The 1,352-nt window shown below is 47.5% G+C and carries 2 protein-coding genes; both read left to right on the top strand.

The window, feature by feature from the left end; genetic code table 11:
* Nucleotides 1–116: 116 nt before the first annotated feature.
* Complete coding sequence (locus F560_RS0122065) at nt 117–1,040, top strand: tyrosine-type recombinase/integrase (RefSeq protein WP_019004771.1); 924 nt, start codon at nt 117–119, stop codon at nt 1,038–1,040.
* A 122-nt stretch (nt 1,041–1,162) separates the two neighbouring features.
* Nucleotides 1,163–1,352, top strand: a 190-nt coding sequence (locus tag F560_RS26130; protein WP_211214145.1) for a hypothetical protein, incomplete at its 3' end; no start/stop codon positions are given.

Raw genomic sequence — 1,352 nt, 5'->3', positions numbered from 1 at the left:
AATACAATTGTTACAAGATGATTTCGGCGTATGAGAACGATTGATCGTTGGGATAATGGGTAATAGGATAATGGAGGTCGCACAACTGAACTTGTTCGACAACAGGAGGGACGCAGATGAAACAGAGTATTGTGAAGCCAATCGAGAAAACGCAGGAGGAACTGACGGACGAAGAAATTGTCAGCATGTTTTTGGCCACCCATCACCATTCCCGTTACACCTTGCGAAATTACAAGTATGCGATCGAACGATTTCAAAGCTTTATCGGGGAAAAAAGACTTAAAGACGTGACTTGGAGGGATATCGAGCTTTATAAGCTGAGTCTGCTCAAGAGGGATGAACGACAGAATCGCCAATATTCCGCGGCGACGGTCTCCGTATTGCTGGCCCCTCTTCGTTCCCTTTATAAGTGGGGAAACAGTCCCAACATTCAATGTTTTCCCCACAATCCGGCGGCGGTCATCAAGAAGCCGAGGGTGTCGAACAGCAGCAGCCGTCATTTTCTAACCCGGAACGAAGTCGCGAAAATATTGCACCAATTAAACCAATCGACGCTTCGCGATTATACGATCGGCCTGACGTTGGTTTTGCTTGGATTGAGAGTTTCCGAATTGGTTTCGATGGAATGGGACGATTTTCATACCGATCCCATGGGAACTTCCATTTGGTTGACCGTGATGAACGGAAAAGGCCGGAAAGCGCGGGAAGTGAAAGTGCCCGACATGCTCTGGAACCAGCTCCTTTTATACCGCAAGGAACAGGGGAGCAGCGGCAAAGTGTTTCCGCTGAGCACCCGTCAGGTGGAACGGATCATCGAAAACGCCCGGAAAAAGGCCAATTTATCCAAGAAAGTCACGCCTCACTGGTTGCGGCACACCAATGCGACTCTGGCTTTGCTAAACGGAGCGTCTCTTCAACAGGTTCAACAGACATTGGGACATTCGCACATCAATACGACCCAACAGTATATTCACACGGTAGAACAGATCAAAAAAGCGGCTCCGGATTTCGTTGAAGACTGCCTGAAGGAAGTGCTCTAGAACGCGTTTCGGGGATCGGCGCTCGCGCACGGCAAGAGGGAGAAATTGTCGCCAAAACAAGAATTTCGTCGAATTTTCGACGAAATTTGTAGCGATGCGGGGCACTTCTAGGTGAAATATGATTGAAAATCGTTGAAAACCAATCTTTTGCATGTTATATTCATATCAGAATTTACATAATTATGCTGCAATATGTCGCATTATGTCGATATGTCGCACAAGTTCAGTTGTGCGAAATGGCACGCTATGTAGACACGCTTAGTGCAGTACGTTACAAGGCAACGGGAGTCTTGTCAACCGGATCGCCTATCC

This window comes from Cohnella laeviribosi DSM 21336 (assembly GCF_000378425.1).
In the GTDB taxonomy this organism is placed as follows: Bacteria; Bacillota; Bacilli; order Paenibacillales; family Paenibacillaceae; genus Cohnella; species Cohnella laeviribosi.
The sequence above is the reverse complement of the archived record's forward strand: the minus strand, read 5'-3'. Positions and strand labels throughout refer to the sequence as shown.

Bases quoted from the DNA above. Each gene is read 5' to 3' on its own strand.
- F560_RS0122065 (WP_019004771.1), top strand. From the start codon at position 117: ATGAAACAGAGTATTGTGAAGCCAATCGAGAAAACGCAGGAGGAACTG.